Origin of the sequence: Epilithonimonas sp. JDS, from assembly GCF_021261315.1 — a bacterium.
GTDB lineage: Bacteria > Bacteroidota > Bacteroidia > Flavobacteriales > Weeksellaceae > Epilithonimonas.
Window position 1 is genome coordinate 288,885 of the sequence record NZ_JAJSAX010000002.1, and the last position, 15,521, is coordinate 304,405.

16 protein-coding genes are annotated in these 15,521 nt (G+C 35.2%); 5 read left to right on the forward strand and 11 right to left on the reverse strand.

Translation table 11 applies throughout. The annotated features are described in order from the left end of the window. Positions 1-190: 190 nt before the first annotated feature. On the forward strand, positions 191-985 hold the full coding sequence (locus tag LUD75_RS08065; protein WP_232705173.1) for a S1/P1 nuclease: 795 nt from the start codon (positions 191-193) through the stop codon (positions 983-985). Positions 986-1,019: 34 nt separating this feature from the next. Further along, on the forward strand, positions 1,020-1,604 hold the full coding sequence (locus tag LUD75_RS08070; RefSeq protein WP_232705174.1) for a hypothetical protein: 585 nt from the start codon (positions 1,020-1,022) through the stop codon (positions 1,602-1,604). Between the two features lie 119 nt (positions 1,605-1,723). On the opposite strand, the gene LUD75_RS08075 is transcribed toward LUD75_RS08070, so the two are convergent. The 10 genes from LUD75_RS08075 to LUD75_RS08120 form a co-directional block, all read right to left on the reverse strand. After that, positions 1,724-2,212, reverse strand: a complete 489-nt coding sequence (locus LUD75_RS08075; protein WP_232705175.1) for a GNAT family N-acetyltransferase — start codon at positions 2,210-2,212, stop codon at positions 1,724-1,726. Positions 2,213-2,227: 15 nt separating this feature from the next. Continuing rightward, a complete protein-coding gene (locus LUD75_RS08080; protein WP_232705176.1) occupies positions 2,228-3,151 on the reverse strand; it encodes a UbiA family prenyltransferase in 924 nt (307 codons plus the stop codon). A 160-nt stretch (positions 3,152-3,311) separates the two neighbouring features. Further along, complete coding sequence (locus tag LUD75_RS08085; RefSeq protein ID WP_034965590.1) at positions 3,312-4,238, reverse strand: mevalonate kinase; 927 nt, start codon at positions 4,236-4,238, stop codon at positions 3,312-3,314. 95 nt (positions 4,239-4,333) lie between these two features. Next, a complete protein-coding gene (locus LUD75_RS08090; RefSeq protein WP_232705177.1) occupies positions 4,334-5,146 on the reverse strand; it encodes an alpha/beta hydrolase-fold protein in 813 nt (270 codons plus the stop codon). An 8-nt stretch (positions 5,147-5,154) separates the two neighbouring features. Next, a complete protein-coding gene (locus LUD75_RS08095) occupies positions 5,155-6,636 on the reverse strand; it encodes an MFS transporter (RefSeq protein ID WP_034965587.1) in 1,482 nt (493 codons plus the stop codon). Between the two features lie 256 nt (positions 6,637-6,892). After that, positions 6,893-8,074 carry an acetyl-CoA C-acyltransferase gene (locus tag LUD75_RS08100; RefSeq protein ID WP_232705178.1) on the reverse strand — a complete coding sequence of 394 codons (1,182 nt, stop codon included), beginning with the start codon at positions 8,072-8,074 and terminating at the stop codon, positions 6,893-6,895. A gap of 93 nt (positions 8,075-8,167) precedes the next feature. Then, positions 8,168-8,593, reverse strand: a complete 426-nt coding sequence (locus LUD75_RS08105; protein WP_232705179.1) for a hypothetical protein — start codon at positions 8,591-8,593, stop codon at positions 8,168-8,170. A 559-nt stretch (positions 8,594-9,152) separates the two neighbouring features. After that, positions 9,153-10,238: a PorT family protein gene (locus LUD75_RS08110; RefSeq protein WP_232705180.1), complete on the reverse strand. Its 1,086-nt coding sequence runs from the start codon at positions 10,236-10,238 to the stop codon at positions 9,153-9,155. A gap of 6 nt (positions 10,239-10,244) precedes the next feature. Continuing rightward, positions 10,245-10,949, reverse strand: a complete 705-nt coding sequence (locus LUD75_RS08115; RefSeq protein WP_232705181.1) for a hypothetical protein — start codon at positions 10,947-10,949, stop codon at positions 10,245-10,247. Then, positions 10,930-11,487, reverse strand: a complete 558-nt coding sequence (locus tag LUD75_RS08120) for a sigma-70 family RNA polymerase sigma factor (protein WP_232705182.1) — start codon at positions 11,485-11,487, stop codon at positions 10,930-10,932. The genes LUD75_RS08115 and LUD75_RS08120 overlap by 20 nt, the downstream gene beginning before the upstream one ends. A 471-nt stretch (positions 11,488-11,958) precedes the next feature. Between LUD75_RS08120 and prfB the strand changes: the two genes are divergently transcribed. Continuing rightward, complete coding sequence (gene prfB, locus LUD75_RS08125) at positions 11,959-13,071, forward strand: peptide chain release factor 2 (RefSeq protein ID WP_232705183.1); 1,113 nt, start codon at positions 11,959-11,961, stop codon at positions 13,069-13,071. Positions 13,072-13,099: 28 nt separating this feature from the next. Next, positions 13,100-13,633 (forward strand): hypothetical protein, encoded by a 534-nt coding sequence (locus LUD75_RS08130; protein WP_232705184.1) that lies wholly within the window; start codon positions 13,100-13,102, stop codon positions 13,631-13,633. Between the two features lie 85 nt (positions 13,634-13,718). On the opposite strand, the gene LUD75_RS08135 is transcribed toward LUD75_RS08130, so the two are convergent. Next, positions 13,719-15,059 (reverse strand): dihydrolipoamide acetyltransferase family protein, encoded by a 1,341-nt coding sequence (locus tag LUD75_RS08135; RefSeq protein WP_232705185.1) that lies wholly within the window; start codon positions 15,057-15,059, stop codon positions 13,719-13,721. 122 nt (positions 15,060-15,181) lie between these two features. Between LUD75_RS08135 and LUD75_RS08140 the strand changes: the two genes are divergently transcribed. Then, entirely contained in the window at positions 15,182-15,472 is a 291-nt protein-coding gene (locus tag LUD75_RS08140; RefSeq protein ID WP_232705186.1) for a putative quinol monooxygenase, read from the forward strand. The last annotated feature ends 49 nt before the right edge of the window (positions 15,473-15,521 follow it).

Consider the following 15,521-nt stretch of genomic DNA (forward strand, 5'->3'; position numbering starts at 1 on the left):
ATCTAATCAGCGTCAGAATCCAAGTTTAATAATATTTAACAGAGTTTTGGACTTAAATAAATTTTGGATAGACCTATCTTTGCGACCTGAAATAAATTAAAAGATGAAACACCTATAACTAAAATTTCTTCAAAAAGGAAATATGTCTGGGTGTAACATCTGACCATTAACAAAAAATAAATATTTACAGATGAAAAGTATTTTATCAAAATTCACGTTTGCCGTTTTAATGTTCTCATCTTTCTATTGCTTTGCTTGGGGATTGACGGGCCACCGCGTGATTGCAGAAATCGCTCAACATCATTTGAGTTCAAAAGCCGAAAGAAATATCAAGAAACTTCTTCAAAATCAGAAATTGGCTTACTACGCCAACTGGCCGGATTTCATCAAATCTGACACGACTGGCGTCTGGAAAGAAACGTCGTCTTGGCATTATGTGAACATCAATGCACAAAAGAATTTCCAGCAATTCAAAGATTCTTTGGAAGCGCAAAAAAGCCCGAATCTTTATACTCAAATTGAAAATTTAGCGAAGAAGATTAAAGACAAAAATACTTCCGAATCTGATAAGAAAAATTCTTTGATCTTCCTGGTTCATTTGGTGGGTGACCTACATCAACCGCTTCACGTAGGCCGTTTTGAAGATTTGGGAGGCAATAAAATCAATGTGACTTACTTTGGACAAAACACGAATTTGCATTCACTTTGGGATTCGAAAATGGTAGAAGACAGAAAATATTCTTACACGGAATTCGCCAATCTCTTGGACATCAAATCTAAAGATGACGTGAAAAATATCCAAGGTGGAACTTTGGAAGATTGGTTGTATGACAGTCAGAAAATTGCAAATTCCATCTATTTTCACACACCGAAAGATTCCAAATTGAGTTACGATTACAATTACCGTTTTGAATCTACTGTCGAAAGACAATTGTTGTACGGCGGATTACGTTTGGCGAAGGTGCTGAATGATGTTTTCGGGTAAATTAATAAAATCACTATAATTTAATGCGAGCAAGATGAAACAAAATTTTCAAATTTTATTCTCAGTCATATTTTTAACATTTTTCTTGAGAGGGAATTCCCAAGAAACTGAAGTTAGGAAAAATGGAGAAATTATATTAAATAAAAAAATTGAAAAATATAAATCAATTGATTCGCTGGACAAAAATTACCCACTAAATGTTATTAATCACAAACAGAGAATTTTGGACTTTGAAGTGACTATAAGCGAAGGAACTATTAAGATTGAAAATTTAGAAAAAAAAATATTTGGTGATGGCGGTTTTAGTGTTTATAATTTCATTGACACAAAAACTAAAAAAAATCTAAAAATGGAATATGGAAGTACAACTCACATCTATAAAGATAAAAATCTAAAAGAATATCGAAATTCAGAAATTAGAAAAATCACAGTATTTTTTGACGACAATAGTAATGCGGATTTAGTAAAAATTACGGAAAATCAATATAATAATGAAGAGGTTTTATCAAGTACTTTATATTACTTAAATATGCCACAAACAAGAGATTATTTCCAAAACACAGAAACAAAATCTTTAATTGATGAAATATTCCAAATAATCAAATATTATAAGAAATAAAATTTTGGGATAATAAGTTCCAAAAAAGAACTGATGAATTGCCAAAATATACTATAATTAAAAGTCCATTTCCAAAAGGTTTTGGATTTTTTTTTATTATAATAATACGTTTCTAAATTCTAATTAAGATTTTTAAGCATCCAAAGATTACAGCCAGAATGCCCTGAGTTGCCCAAAGGTTTTTCCAAATATTGAAAGCCTTGTTTTTCATATATTGAAACTGCTTTGCTAAATTCTGGAATACTTTCAAGATAAACTTTCTTGTAACCTAAATGTTTAGCCTTTTCCAGACACTTTTCGAGTAATAATTTTCCAATTCCTTTTCCTCTCGCTTCTTTTGAAAGGTAAAATTTGGCGAGTTCTGTTGTGTCATCAGGCAAATTGTCAGTGGGAAAAATTCCGCAACAACCTAAAATCAAACCATCATCTTCTGCTACAAAAAAAGCTGATTTTTCAGTTTGAAACAATGAATATAAGTCGTCGGTCGTAGGGTCAGAATAAGCCGTTCCATCAGTGCAACTTACTTCAAAATCGTGAAAGGCTGTTCTTATTATTTTAGCGAGAATGGCGTTGTCTTCGACTTTATTTTCTCTAATGATTACTGACATTTCTTTGAAAATTATTTAAATCAACCAAGGATATTTGTGATAAATACCGTCCAAAAGCATTGCCAGAATTCCGAAGAAAATCCAAAGTCTGAGAAGGTTTAAAGATTTGAATTTATCATTTTTCTGATTTCTGAACAACATATAAACTGTTCCCAAAATCACAACAATTGTCAGTAGAAAATACCAGGCAATAATATTTTTGAAGCCAATTCCAACACTGAGAATCAATGAAACAATCAAGGTGATAATTAATAAAATTAATAAAATCGACCTCGTGTTTTGAAATCCCAATCGGTTCGCAATCGTCTCGTAGCCAAACATTTTATCTGCATTTCTCGTCAAGGTATCTTTTGTAACATCGATGATGAAAAGCATAAGGAAAAGGAAAATTGCAAGGAATAAAATCTTCAAAGAAAACGTCTGATAATAAATCAGCATTCCGAAGAATGGATAAAGTGTCAATGCTACGAACGTAAAATTATTAAGGACAATGATTTTGCTGAGTTTGTGACTGTAAAACCACATTAAAAATTGATAAATCAAGAAGAAAATAAAAACCCGATGCGACACAAAAAACGACAATCCAAGCGACAATGCGTTGAGAATGACATAAGCGGTCAGAAAATATTTTTCCTTGAGGAAATTCTGCAATCTGGAACGGAAAGGCTTGACCAATTGGTCTTTTTCCTTATCATAAAACCGATTGATAATTCCGCCGGCTAAGATGCTGAGCACGGAACAAATGATGATAAAGTGAACCTTGTAATCGAAGACAAAATTTCTAAAACTTTCTTCGCGATTGAACAGGAAAAACGTGGAAACATAAAGTGCAAACGTGAGTAGAATCGCAACAAAAAAACGAGCGCCCAAAAGAAAACCCATCAACTGAGAAACACGGTACAGGGCATTTCGGGAAGTTGGTTTCGTTTCGTTGGTCATTTTTATTTTAAATAAATCTTTTAACCACAAAAGTCACAAAGATTTTGATACAATTGAGAATTAAAATTAAAAAAAGTAAATTCAAAAGAGCAAAAAAGTGAACTTTGTAGACTTTTAAGTAAAATCTTCAAGCTATCCTTTTGATACTTTTGTGGTGAAACTAGAATCTGTAAATCACTTCTTTGTGAAAACCTTCCAGCATTTTCTCCGCCTTTTCGTAATCTTTGGAGAAGCCAAGAATGTAACCTCCGCCTCCACTACCACAAAGTTTGAGGTAATAAGCATTAGAATCGATTCCCTTTTTCCAGATGTTGAAAAGATTTTCCGGAATCATCGGGCGGAAATGTTCGTAAGCCCAAACGGATAATTTCTTCAAGTTTTTGAAAAATGGATTCATATCTTTTCTAAGGAATGCATCGATACAAGCGTTGTTGTAACGGATGAATTCTTCTTTCAAAGTCTTGCGGAAACCTTCATTTTTCAACTTTTCAAAGAAGATTTGAATCATTGGTCCGGTTTCGCCAATTGTTCCCGAATCAATCAGGAAAATTGCGCCTTTGCCCAATTCTTCTGCCGGAATGGAAACTTTGTCAACGCTGTCTTTGCTTTCAATCAGAATTGGAAGATTCATAAAGCAAATCAACGGGTCGATTCCTGAACTTTTCCCGTGAAAATAACTTTCCAACTGACCGAAAATCATTTTCAAATCCTTCAGTTCGTTTTTGGAAATTGTATCAGGTTCTCTTTTTGTAAAAGAATATTTTTCGAAAATCGCGGCCACCAAAGCGCCTGAACTCCCTACTCCATAACCTTGCGGAATATTGGAATCGAAGAACAAACCTTTTGCAATGTCTGCTTTGAAAGATTGTACGTTGAGTTTAAATTCCTCAGGCAATTCCAAATCCAAAAGATAATTGGAATATTTTTCAAGAGATTGGTTGGATTTCTTTTCAAAATCGTTGTCCAAATCGGAAAATTTGAGTGTTCCTTTATAAAAACTGTATGGTAAAGTGAGCCCTTGAGAATCCTCAATAATGCCATACTCACCGAAGAGAAGAATTTTAGCGTAAAATAAAGGGTTTGTCATAGTGTGTTTTGATGTTGCAAATTTACAAAAAATAAACTATTCGACTATTATCAAAAAATGAACCGCGATTTTAAATTTTTATTAATAATCCAAAATTAATCTGATGATGGATACAATTTCAAAAACCCTTCGTAAACACTTTTGTGCAAAATGGTTGCGTGGTTGTCGTCCTGCATTAGATTATACTCTAATTTCAGTTTCTTTTTTCCTAAATTCTTGAGAATTTGAAAAAGTGTATCCGCATCTTTCACCATTGTTTTATGTTCATTTTTCCCCACAGAAACATAGACAAATCTTTCTTCATCTTTTTGTGAGGAAAGTAATGAATTAGCTTCATTCAAAAGACTTTCATCATCCCACCATAGACTTGGACTGATGATGAAATAATGGGTGAAAAGTTCTGGCTTTTTCAATAAAATCTCAGTTGCCAAAAGTCCGCCCAACGATTGACCAATGATATATTTTGTCTTATCTATCTTATAATTTTTATTGATGAAAGGTTGCAATTCTTTTTCAACAAATTCAATAAACTTGTCGGAATGTCCTGTCGTAGGATAATCATTCTGCAAATCTTTCAAATCTGTATGGAACGTGAAATCCCTTTTTCTATCAACATTCGCAATACCAACAATGATGAAATCCGGCATTTTGAACTGCAGATTAAAAAACTGCTGAAGTCCCACCAGATGAAGGAAATCTTCATTCATACTTCCGTCTAGAATGTAAATGACAGGATAACTTTTCGTCTTGTCATAAGTCTGTGGAAGATAGATATTGAGTGTTCTTTTTTCATTAAGAATCTTAGAATCCAAAGTGATTTTCTTTCCAATAATCAAATCTTCTGAAATCGAAGTTTGAGCCTTGAAAGCTGTAAACAGTAATAAAAACAGGAATCCTAATATTCTCAAAATGACAATTATTTGGTATTATTTTTCACTTTCATAAAACGAATCAATATCAATCCAATGGCGAAGAAAATCGTCATCGATAAAGCGGCGTAACGCATATTGTTGTAATATTCTATCAACGTTGCGAAGATGAAAGTTCCTAAGATAATGGCGATTTTTTCCAAGACATCATAAAAACTGAAGAACGTCGTGTTGTCCATCGAATCCTGTGGCAACAACTTGGAATAGGTTGACCGCGACATCGCCTGCAAACCGCCCATCACCAAACCAATCACAGCAGCGATTCCGTAGAATTGATATTCTACATTCGGATTTTCCTTGTTCAAATAATAGGCTGAAAGACAAGCGCCGATCCACAAGGCAACGGTGATACTAATGACATTTTTGTTCCCGATTTTCTTCGATAACCAAGAGAAAAACAAGGCTCCGATAATAGCTTCTATCTGAATTAGTAAAAGTGTCATTATCAATTTATCCTGCGCCATATTGATTTCACGCTTTCCAAATAATGTTGCCATTAGGAAAATCGTCTGCATCCCGACACTATAGAAAAAGAAACTGGAGAGGAAGAATTTCAAATTTTTATCGGCAAAAAGATGACCGCCGACTTTGAACAATTCGCGGAAACTTTGTTTGAATACATCAAAATAAAATCCGAAATTATCTTTCAAAACTTCGAAGAAACCACCTTGTTCTCTGTGACTTTTGAAGATATTTTTATAATTAAGCAAAACCAAATCTTTCGGCAATTGTTCCTTAACCTGACCAAATTGCGGCAAATGTTTGAAGGTATATTGAGAAAAGCCAAACCACCAAGCACCAGTCAAAAGGAAACTTACACGAGTGTAAATCTGCGCCTGCTTAGGTGTTTCCGCACAAACCTGAATCAAAATCAAACAAATAATTACCAAAATAACTGAACCGATGTAACCGTAAACGTAACCTTTTGCAGAAAGCGCATCCTGCTTGTCGGGCGTTGCAATATCCGGCAAAAAGGAATTATAGAAAACCAAACTTCCCCAGAAACCAACACTCGCCGTAACGCTGAACAACAAGCCCAGCCAAACAGTTCCCATTCCTGTAAACATCGCCAATCCCATACAAGATGTTGCGCCCAGATAACAGAAAAACTGGAGAAAAGATTTCTTGTTCCCAATCGTGTCTGCCAACGACGATAAAATCGGGGAAAGCAAAACGACAATCAAGAAGGAAAGCGTGAGAGAATAGCCATAAACCGTGTCTGGATGATATTCTTTGCCAAATATCTTAATCATATGCGGAACTGCGACATCAATCCACTGTTTGGTTTCTGCAACATATTCTTTCTTTTCATACGCCGTCGTAAGAATTGCGTAATAAATCGGAAAAATTGTGGACGTGATGACCAAGGAATAAACTGAGTTTGCCCAATCATACAACGCCCAAGCGCGCATAATTTTCGGATTATTTTTGATTGAGTTTTCTGGAATTGTTTTTTCTATTTCGGACATTGGAAATAATTATTTAGACAAAAGTAAAAAAAGGAATTACAAGTTGACAAAAAAATGCGTTTGTATCAAAAATTTAATAACAAAAACCCTTTCAAACTTTGAAATCTGAAAGGGTTTTGAATTTTATTTTGTTATTTCAACCACAAAAGTCACAAAAGCCGAAGTCTATTTTTACTTAGTAAAAGTTCAAAAAAGAATCGATTCTCAGAAAATTATATCTTAGATTTTCTTTTGTGCCTTTTGTGGTTTTTAAAATCTATTGCAAATTCTCAATCACAATAGCCGTTGCGCCACCGCCACCATTGCAAATTGCGGCCGCACCATATTTTCCGTTATTTTGTTTCAAAACATTAATCAAAGTGACAATGATTCTGGAACCAGAACTTCCAAGCGGATGGCCGATAGAAACTGCGCCACCATTCACATTCACTTTTGAAGCGTCCAATCCTAAAACTTTGGTATTCGCCAAACCAACAACTGAAAATGCTTCATTCAATTCAAAGAAATCGATGTCATCTTTTGTCAAGTTTGCTTTCTTTAGTGCAATTGGCAAAGCCTTCGAAGGTGCCATTGTGAATCTTTCAGGTTCTACAGCTGCATCAGCGTAAGAAATAATTTTCGCCAAAGGTTTCAATCCCAATTCTTCCATTTTTTCTTTGGACATTAGAATCAAAGCAGATGCGCCGTCATTCAAAGTTGAAGCGTTGGCTGCGGTTACTGTTCCGTTTTCTTTTTGAAAAACTGTGCCTAATGTTGGGATTTTATCAAAATTAACCGCTTTATATTCTTCATCTTCCGAGAAAACAATCGGGTCGCCTTTTCTTTGAGGAATCGAAACAGGAACAACTTCTTCTGCAAATTTTCCAGCTTCCCAAGCTGATGCAGCTCTTTTGTAAGATTGGATTGCAAAAGCATCTTGTTCTTCTCTCGAGATGTCGTTTTCTTTAGCGCACAATTCTGCGCAAAAGCCCATATGCTGTTTGTTGTAAACATCGGTCAAACCATCTTTCAGAAGGCCGTCCTGCATTTTGATTTCGCCTAATTTCACGCCATTTCTTCCATCAATATAATGAGGAACCATCGACATATTTTCCATTCCGCCAGCTACGATTATATCGACGTCGCCAGCTTTTATCGCCTGAGTTGCCATTGTCACGGCTTTCATTCCCGAAGCACAAACTTTGTTGATGGTTGTGGAAGGTGTATGATTGGACAAACCTGCGCCCAAAGCTACTTGTCTTGCCGGAGCCTGACCTTCGCCAGCCTGCAAAACATTTCCCATATAGATTTCCTCAACCAAACTCGGGTCCAGTTTGATTTTGTCTAAAGCTCCTTTTACAGCCACAGTTCCCAATTGTGTTGCAGGAACCGTCGAAAGACTTCCCATAAAACTTCCCATTGGTGTTCTGACCGCTGATACAATGAATACTTCCTTCATAATATTTTTAATTTTTTTTGATTTTATATTTATTTAAACACAAGGTTCACAACGTTCTTTTCACAAAGCTCACAAGGTTTCAATTAATGCAAACTAGTTGTGCTCATTGTGCAAATCTTTGTGACTTTGTGGTTTAATTTTAATTTTTCTAGATGAAATTAAAATAACAACTGCGCCCAGAAATTCGATGAACCATCCCCAGGATAATTTCACGATTCCTGCAAATGTAGATTGCCAAGACTTGAAGGGTAAAAAGCTGAAATAATCCAAAGATTTTAACTTAATGGCGACAATTGTGAAAACAAAAAGCAATATCATTAAAAATGACATTATTCTCACCAATTTAGTTTTGCCAATAAGGATGAAAACCAGCGTCAATAAAGAAAATCCCCAAAGTACGATGGCGAGTGTGTTATCCACTTTCCAATAGTTCCAGTTTCCAACAATTGGAATATGAACCAAGGGCAGAAAACTGCCTGCCACAACCAAAAATAATCCGATTAACTGTAAATTTTTCATTTCTAAATCCTGTTTGCCAATGTAAATAAAAATTTAGACTTGCAAAAGTGATGCTGAGATGATTTTTTTTAAGTTTATTATTTTGTAATTTGGTTTTCTATAACAAGCTTATTATAATGATAAAGACAATTAATAAATACAGACAAATCATTTTCTTTCTAATTTATTTTATTTTAACTTTTCCGTTTATAAGCATTGCTTATTCTTTAGATTTCTTCAATTATCCTAGCATCAATTTTATTCTAGAATTTGGAATTTTAAATTTTATCCTTGCTCACTATTTCCTTAAATTAAATACCTATTTGAACATTCTGTTCGCATTCATTACTTCCTCGGTAGGCATTGCAATTGTTTATTTAGGCTGGCATTTTAAAATTGCTCCAGATTGGGATGATTATGGAATCTTTACAGCTATTTTTTCTAATATATTAATCTCAATGTTATTTTGGGAAATAGCATTCAGATTGAAGAATAGCTATTTTAAAGACTAAAAAAAGCACACTCTTTTCAAAGTATGCTTTCAGAAAATAATAATAGTGTTCTATGAAAATGTTATGTTTTAAAAATCAATGTTCGCAATCTCGATTCCAACCTGGATTCCGTTTCTATTTGGGATATTCGCTTTGTCATTGAAGATTGGTGTAAAATCTTTCTTAATAAATAAAGTGACACCGCCATAACCCAAACTGAATTTTCCTCCGAAAAGAAAAGCATTTACGCCGTCATCCAAAGTGTAATCGTATTTTTTGAAGTTGTCATTTTCGTTGTAATATTTCACTTTTACGATACTTCTCGTATTGACACCAGCGTAAGCTCCGACCCCAACCTTCCACATTTTTTTTCGCACGTCCAGATATTGTTTGCCGTCGTATTCTGTGTATTTTGGATTCAGATAAAGCTGAAATTCAATTGGTAAGGTTAGGTAAACATTTCTCAATTTTGAACGTTTCAATCTTCCTTCTTCAAAATTCTCAAGAAACAATTGCGAATTTTCCTGAACAAAAACCTGCGGACGTTTTGGCATATAAGTATCAGTTCTGTAAGCCAAACCGTATCTCAAAACCCACGGACTTGTGAAACTTCCCAACTGACGGTCTTTTCTGAACTGAACCTCAACGCTGTGAGAATTCCCGATTCTCATTTCGGAATCATTCTCAAAAGGATTGAAACTGCCTTTGCCTTTGGTCAAATTAGCGAAAGCGTAACTAACACTTAATGAGCTTTGATTTATATATTCCTTTGGCGATTTATCTTTCTTTTTTATCGAAAGAGATAATCCATTTCCTCCAAGAGACAATTCGGCTTGTGAAGCAGTTTTCCCGTTGAAAGGTTTTTCGTAGATGGATTCTTTGACAGTTTCTTTCGTAATTTCATCCAAATGATTTCTTTCGTTTTCAATTTTTTCATTGATGAGCGTTTCGTACTTTTTAGAAACCGCTTCTTTCTGAGCAATCTGTTCCGCTTTTGTGATTTTTCCGGAAGAGAAAGCTTCATCGATTTTGTCGGTTTCAAATTTCATATTTGCTTTTTCTGTCGATACGATAGAATTGACTTTTTCCGTGTAGGATTTCATTTGGCTCTCAAGCGTAGTTTGGGCTGTAGCAAAGCTGGAAAGCATTGCCAAAAGTAGAATTTTGAATTTCATTATAGTTTATTTAGTTGTTATAGAATCTTTGTCGTAGAGTGTGATTCCGAAGAGTTTGATGCGTTTTGGATTGGGAAAATCAGAATCAATTTTAGATTTCGAAATATTGATTCCCATTGCCGATTTTGGCGTTTCAGTTTTCGCTTTGTCTATTTCCACTCCGAAAAGTAAGTCCGATGATGACACGTATTTCACTTCCGGTTTCTGTGTGCTGAGCGAAGTCAAAATATCGTTCTGAGCCAATTTTTCTTCAGATTTAGGAATGATTTGTGGCTCATTATTTTTCACTATAACTTCTTTTTCAGAAACTTGATTTACATTTTTAATTTCCTCTGTCATTCTGAGCGGAGTCGAAGAATCTTTATTTTCAACCGCCAATCTTTTATTATCAGTTTCAGAGCTATTATTGATTGGATTTTTCTTTCCAACTTCATTTTTTTCTGATGATTTTACTAGGTTTGAATTAGGGTTTTTATTTTCAGTCTGATTTACAAATTCCTGATTATCCTTAATATCAGATTTACTATTAATCATCAAAAAACTTCCACCCAAACCAATCATTAATAAAATAACCGCAGCATATCTCAACCAAACGATTTTTGGCTTCTCTTCTTTCGCAGGCACTTGGTCAAGTTTTTCTTCCAATCTATCCCAAAGACCGTCGGAAACTTTCATTTCCTTTTGTTCGTATTTAGATTTCAGATTCTGCATTTTGTTTCGTGTTTTGTTGATTAAAATAATCAGTTAGCCATTTTTTTGCTTTACTCAGCTGACTTTTGCTGGTTCCTTCCGAGATATTCAGGATTTCCGCAATCTCCTGATGTTTCTTTTCCTCAAAGACCGAAAGATTGAAAACCAACTTATAACCAATCGGCATTTCCCTGAAAATCACTTCCAAATCAATGTCCTGAGAAATCGCATCCACATCTTCCGTCTGTTCCGCAATCGAATCCGTAAACTCGGTTTCTGCATAAAGAATATGTTTGTTTGTCCGAATAAAACTAATCGCGTCATTCACCACAATTTTCCTCAGCCAAAACGGAAACGATTCGTAATTTTTACAATCCTCAAGCTTCGTAAACGCTTTGTAGAAAGCATTCATCAACACATCTTCCGAATCATCGCGATTATTGATGTAAGAATTTGCCACCGACAACATTTTTCCCGAAAACATCTCGAACAAACTCTTCTGAGCCAGTCGTTCATTTTTCTTTGCTTTGGAAAAGATATGTTGTAAATCTCGATTCATTTTCTCTTTCTGACTATAAGACGGCAAAAATCCGAAATGGTTGCCTCAATTTTCAAAACAATTTGAAATTAATTTACAAACAACTGACTATCAAATAAATAAATTCAAAGACTTTTTACATTTTAAATCCTACATTTTACAATTATGGCAATCCCCTCGCCTTTCTAAATGCCCCAGCTCGGGTCGGGCTATCCGTTGCAATCTTTTTTGTTGAAGACGTTTTCAATTTAATTAGAAGATTTCCCAACCACAAAAAAGGATTTCCACTACTATCCCTATTGCGGGATTCGTATTCAATTGAAATTTTTCCCAATGATTTAAACTTGGCTGAGCGAAGCGCCCTTGTGAACCTTAAAAATATTTTCAATTAGATAAAAAATCTTTGCGCCCTTTGCGTTAAAATTTCTCCTTCAATCATTAATTCCCAACATTCATCAATTTCTTCTTATTTTTGCAAAAATTAAAACAAACGTGGTAAACACAGACCAAATAAAAGATATCCAATCCAGAATAGAAGACCTGCACAAGTTCCTTCAAATCGAAAAGAAAAAAATCGAAATTTCCAACGACGACGAGAAAACCGCAGCACCCGAATTCTGGAACAACTCCAAAGAAGCCGAAGTTTTCCTGAAACAACTCCGTTCCAAGAAAAAATGGGTGGAAGGTTATGACAATATCAAGACAGAATTTGAAGACCTTCAGGTTTTGATGGAATTTGCAAAAGAAGACCCGGATTCCGAGAAAGAACTGGACGAAGCTTTCCCAAAATTAGTTGAAAAAGTCGAAAATCTGGAATTTAAAAATATGCTTTCCAATGAAGGCGATGAATTGTCAGCCGTTCTTCAAATTACAGCCGGAGCCGGTGGAACAGAATCTTGCGACTGGGCAAGTATGCTGATGCGGATGTACACGATGTGGGCAGACAAGCAAGGCTACAAACTCCGTGAACTCAACTTTCAGGAAGGCGATGTTGCCGGAATCAAAACTGTAACGATAGAAATCGACGGCGAGTTTGCTTTCGGATATTTGAAAGGTGAAAATGGTGTTCACAGATTGGTGAGAATTTCGCCTTTTGATAGTAATGCCAAGCGTCACACGAGTTTTGTTTCCGTTTATGTTTATCCTTTGGTGGACGATACGATTGAGATTAATATCAATCCAGCCGACATCAGTTTTGAAACAATGCGAAGTTCAGGCGCTGGTGGACAAAATGTAAATAAAGTTGAAACCGCAGTTCGCCTCCGTCACGCACCGACTGGAATTATCATTGAAAACTCAGAATCGCGTTCTCAGCTTCAAAATAAGGAAAAGGCAATGCAACTCCTAAAATCCCGACTTTACCAAATCGAACTTGATGAACGTCTGAAGGCCAGAAATGAAATCGAAGCCGGAAAAATGAAAATCGAATGGGGTTCTCAAATCCGAAATTATGTAATGCAACCGTATAAACTGGTAAAAGATGTACGTTCTGGACACGAAACCTCCGACGTAGACAGCGTGATGAACGGGAATATAACGCCTTTCCTGAAAGCTTATCTTATGAATGAAGGACAAGCTGGAAGTGGGGAGATGGATGAGTTGTAGAAATCAAATAAAACTCTTGTAATTCCAAATGTTAGTACAAATTCTACAAAATTTTGAAGATGAAATAATAGAACTATTCAAAGCTTATCGAATGGCTCACTTTTCACTTTACAATATGAAAAGTACATTTTATCAGTACAAAGAATGCAACTCACAATTAGAAAATTTGGTTTTAAAAGATATTGACTTTGAAACTGAAGTAGCTTTTAATGAAGAGGAAATTAATAAGAATAATGAAAATGGAATCTACCAAAGAATTATTGCTGGAAATACAATTGCAATGTTTTATAATATTTGGGAAGATAAATACAGAGTTGAAATTGCAAAAATTTTAAATCTCAATAAAAATGAGATTAGAAGTAAATTTTTCAAAGAGCTAAATATTATTAGACAAAGCATTGTTCACAACAGTTTTAATCCAATTACTAAACTTGATACTCTTGAAAAATTCTCTTTTATTGGAAATTCATCAATTTTAAAGTTATCAAGTTTTGAAGTTCAAAATGTTTATATACTTATTCTAAGAGAAATTCAAAATTTAAAAACTTTAGATTTCACCTAAAATAATCAAACACTTTAAATTGAATTTTAATTTAATGAAATTAAAACCATAAAAAAAAGCCTCAGAAAATTCTGAGGCTTTGATTTTATATTTCTGTATTGAGGTCCCAATTTTCGAGATAATCGTTGACGTGTTTCAGGAACATTCCGCCTAAACTTCCGTCCACTACTCTATGGTCATAAGAATGCGACATAAACATCTTCTGACGGATGGCAATCACATCTCCAAACTCAGTTTCGATAACGGCCGGTTTTTTCACAATCGCTCCAACTGCCAAAATCGCAACCTGAGGCTGAGGAATAATCGGTGTTCCCATCAGATTTCCGAAAGTTCCAACATTTGAAATGGTGTAAGTCGCACCTTGTGTGTCGGCCGGAGTCAGTTTTTTGTTACGTGCTCTGTAAGCCAAATCGTTAATTGCTTTTGCCAACCCCGACAAACTTAATTGGTCAGCATTTTTGATTACTGGAACAATCAGATTTCCGTCTGGAAGCGCTGTCGCCATTCCGATATTGATATTCTTTTTCTTGATGATTTTATCACCATCCACAGAAACGTTGATCATCGGAAAATCCTGAATCGCTTTCACGACCGCTCTAATGAAAATCGGCATAAAAGTAAGTTTCTCACCTTCTCTTTTCTGATAAGAATCTTTGTTCTTTGCTCTCCAGGTCACGACATTCGTCACGTCGGATTCTATGAAAGAAGTCACGTGTGGCGAAGTGTGTTTGCTGTTCACCATTGCCTCTGCAATGATCTTGCGCACACGATCCATTTGGATGATCTCGTCGCCTTCACCAACCTGAATTGGAGCACTGGAAACCTTCGGAGCCGGTGCTGAAGTCTGAGCAGGCTGAGAAACAACTTGCTGTGCAGGCACTGATTTAGCCTCAGCATTAGTTCCTCTATTTTTAACAAAATCGAGAATGTCTTCTTTTGTGATTCTGCCCTCCAGTCCGCTTCCTATGATATTTTTAAGTTCAGAGTCCGTAATGTTTTCCTGCTGAACAATATTCTTAACTAAAGGTGATAAATATAAATCTGAATTCTGATTTGATGAATTTTCGAAAACGTTCGTCAATGGCTGCTCCAAAGTGCTGATCACTTCCGGCTCAGGCTGGTGGATCTGATCCTTTACTTCTTCATATGACTTTGGCTCAGGCGTTTCGGATTCCGAAGAACCGCTTTCCGTTTCCAAAATCGCAATGGCCTCACCGATCTTTGCAACATCATCTTTCTGTTTCAGAATCTTGATAATTTTCCCCGAAACTGGTGTTGGTACATCGGAATCTACTTTGTCTGTTGCAATTTCTACAACAGAATCGTCCTCTTTAATAAAATCACCTTCATTGAACATCCAGCTGATAATTGTTGCTTCCATAACTCCTTCGCCCATACTTGGGAGTAATAGTTTGTATTCTGCCATTGTTTCTTTTTTGAATTTCTTCAAAAATACATTTTTTTTTATTAATTATATAATTCTATTTTCAATAATTTAATCGTTTGATTTTTTTATAAATTTGGTATTCAAAATTTACAATTTCAACAATGAATATTTACTTAAGCGCAGTCATTCATATCAAAGAAAACTATATGATGGATGGTATTGAATTATTAAAAAAGCTGGTTATAGAAACACGCAGAGAAAATGGCTGTATCCAATATGACCTCTTCGAAGATCATAGGAACAAAGGTGTATTTTTCATCCACGAAACCTGGGCAACAAGCGAAGATCTGCATAGCCATCAAGTCTCTGACCATATGATGAAGTTTCGTGAAGGAATCTCGTCTCTACTGGAAAAACCTAATACTGTATATACTGGGAACAAACTCTTCTAATTACATTATTTATAAAATTATAGTTAAAGTTATATCAAAAATTTAAATA